This window comes from Amycolatopsis rifamycinica, assembly GCF_000695625.1.
GTDB classification, from domain to species: Bacteria; Actinomycetota; Actinomycetes; order Mycobacteriales; family Pseudonocardiaceae; genus Amycolatopsis; species Amycolatopsis rifamycinica.
In genome coordinates, this window is sequence record NZ_JMQI01000040.1 from 1 (window position 1) to 2,696 (window position 2,696).

Annotated in this window: 2 protein-coding genes and 1 pseudogene; 2 read left to right on the forward strand and 1 reads right to left on the reverse strand. The window is 73.5% G+C overall.

The genetic code is table 11. The annotated features are described in order from the left end of the window. Positions 1-668, forward strand: a pseudogene (locus tag DV20_RS18820) (hypothetical protein); the annotation flags it as partial. Positions 669-671: 3 nt separating this feature from the next. Here DV20_RS18820 and DV20_RS18825 read toward each other — a convergent pair. Continuing rightward, positions 672-2,060, reverse strand: coding sequence for a dihydrolipoyl dehydrogenase family protein (locus DV20_RS18825; RefSeq protein ID WP_043782020.1), 1,389 nt, complete (start codon positions 2,058-2,060; stop codon positions 672-674). 138 nt (positions 2,061-2,198) lie between these two features. On the opposite strand from DV20_RS18825, the gene DV20_RS18830 reads away from it, so the two are divergent. Further along, positions 2,199-2,648, forward strand: coding sequence for an Lsr2 dimerization domain-containing protein (locus DV20_RS18830; RefSeq protein ID WP_043782022.1), 450 nt, complete (start codon positions 2,199-2,201; stop codon positions 2,646-2,648). Positions 2,649-2,696: the final 48 nt, after the last annotated feature.

Below are 2,696 nucleotides of genomic sequence, written 5' to 3' on the forward strand. Positions count from 1 at the left end.
CGCTGCCTTCCCCCCAGCCCTTCCCCCGCCCCAGGCCGAAACCCGAACCCACCCCGGCCGCGACCCCGCGCACCGTCCGCTGGGTTCCGCTCGGCGCCATCGGCGCCATCGGGGCCCTCGTCCTCCTCGCCGTGGCCGCCATCGTCGTCGCGACCACCGGTGATGGCACCGCCGCCGCCCCGGCTTCGCCGGTGGTCAGCACCTCGAAGGCCGCGCCCGTCACCACCCCCGTGCGGAGTCTCCAGTTCGCCCTCCGGGCCGCCGGTGGGGACCAGGGCTGTGCCTCGCACGCCTTCGGCGACGCCCAAGCCAGCCTGCAGCAGACCAGCTGCTCCGGCGTCACGCGCGCCAGCTACGCCGCCACCGTCGACGGCCGGGCCGGGGCCGTCACCGTCGGGATCGTGGCCTTTCCCGATGCCTCTCAAGCCGCCGCGTTCAAGGCCGTTGCCGACACTCCCGGCGGAGGCGGTGTCCTCGACCTCGCCACCGAGACCGGCCAGTGGGGCGCCACCCCCGTCCCGCGCTTCGAGAACGCCGCCTACGCCAGCAAGCTCGACGGCTCCTCCGTCCGGCTCGTGCAGGCCGTCTGGGTGCCGGGACCGTCCACTCCGGACGATCCCGGCCTGGTCAGGGCGGCCAAGGCCGCCCTCGACCTGCCCGCCCGGTGACCCTCAGAGCCCGTACGCCTCCAGCAGCCGCAGCCAGACCTCGCTGATCGTCGGGAACGACGGCACCGCGTGCCACAGCCGGTCCAGGGGCACCTCGCCCACGATCGCGATCGTCGCCGAGTGCAGCAGCTCCGAGACGTCCTGGCCGACGAACGTCACACCCAGGAGCACGTTCCGCTCCGTGTCGACGACCATCCGGGCCTTGCCCGTGTAGCCGTCCGCGTGCAGGGACGAGCCCGCCACCGCGATGTCGATGTCGACGACGCGGTCCGCCGAGCCCGGCCGTGCGTCCGCCAGGCCGACGGCCGCGACCTCCGGGTCGGTGAACACCACCTGCGGCACCGCGTGGTGGTCGGCCGTGGCCGTGAAGCGGCTCCACGCCTCGGAAGACACCGGCGTCCCCGCGGCCAGCGCCGCGACCGTGTCCCCCGCCGCGCGGGCGCCGTACTTGCCCTGGTGGGTCAGCGGCGCCCGGCCCGTGACGTCGCCGGCCGCGAACAGCCAGCCACCGTCCACTGCGGATACCCGGCCGGTGTCGTCCACTTCCAGCGGTTGCCCGGGCTCGATGCCGAAGCGCTCGAGCCCGGCGGTCGCCGGACGGCGGCCGGTCGCCACCAGGAACTCGTCGACGACCAGCGTCGACCCGTCCTTCAGCGTCAGCTCGGTCCCCGACGCCCCGGCGCCCACCCGCGAAACACCCGACTCCGTGTGCACCTCGACGCCGGCTTCGCGCAGCCCCGCCAGCACGAGGTCGCCGGCGAACGCCGCGTTGCGCGGCAGCGGCCGCGGGCCGGTGATCACCAGGTGGACCTCCGAGCCCAGTGACGCGAACGCCTGCGCCATCTCGACGCCGACCACGCCGCCGCCGAGGACGCCGAGCCGGGGCGGCACCGAAGACGCCGACGTCGCTTCGCGCGAACCCCACGGCCGGATCGTGTCGAGCCCGGGGATCGGCGGCGTGCTCGGCACGCTGCCGGTGCACACGATCACCGCGTGCCGCGCGGTCAGCACGCGGTCGCCGCCGACGGTCACTTCCCGCTCACCGGTGATCACCCCGTGGCCGCGCACCGGCTCGATGCCCGCGCCGCGGGCCCAGTCGACCTGTCCCGAGTCGTCGCCCTTGCCGGTGAACCAGTCACGGCGGGCGAACACCGCCGCCGGGTCGATCCGGTCGCCGACCGGCACGCCGGGCACCCGCTTGGCGGCGGCGAGGAGGTTTCCCGGCCGCAGCAACGCCTTGCTCGGGATGCAGGCCCAATAGGAGCACTCGCCGCCGAAGCGTTCGTGCTCGACGAGGGCGACCTTCAGGCCTCCGCGGGCCGCGCGTTCGGCGGCCACCTCGCCCACCGGACCCGCACCGATCACCACTACGTCAAAAGTCTGTCCAGACATGGGTTCAGCGCACACCACCACGCGGGATCACGCAAGCCAGCGGTTATCCTCCGTCAGGAAGCTGCAAGTTTTCGGCGGCACCGGGTGCCGTCGGACCCGGTGCGCGCGAACACCACGTTCGAGCACGGGAGGTTTGTCGTGGCCAGGAACACGGCTGTGCGGGTGCTGGATGATCTGACCGGCGAGCCCGCCGCGGAGACCGTCGGCTTCGGGCTGGACGGCATCGAGTACGACATCGACCTCTCCTTCGCCAACGCGGAGGCGTTGCGCGAGTTCCTGCAGCGCTACGCCGACGCCGGCCGCCGCACCGGCGGCCGCAAGAACCGGCCGCGGATCGTCCCCGGCGCGAAGAAGACCCCGCCGAAGCCGGCCACCGCCAAGACCACCAAAGCCGCGCCCGTGAAAACCAAGGCCGCTGCGGTCAAGAAGACCGAAGCCGAACCCGCGAAGACGAAGGCCGCCGCGGCCAAGACGGCCAAGGCCGAGCCCGCGAAGACGACCCGCACCAGGAAGGCCGCGGAGCCGAAGGCCACCACCCGGGCCACCGCGCGCAAGGTGCCGACCGTCACGTTCTCGGCGGCCGAGTAGCTCCACAGTAGACAAAATCGCCCACTCCGTCGTGCGTGGTAAGGCGGG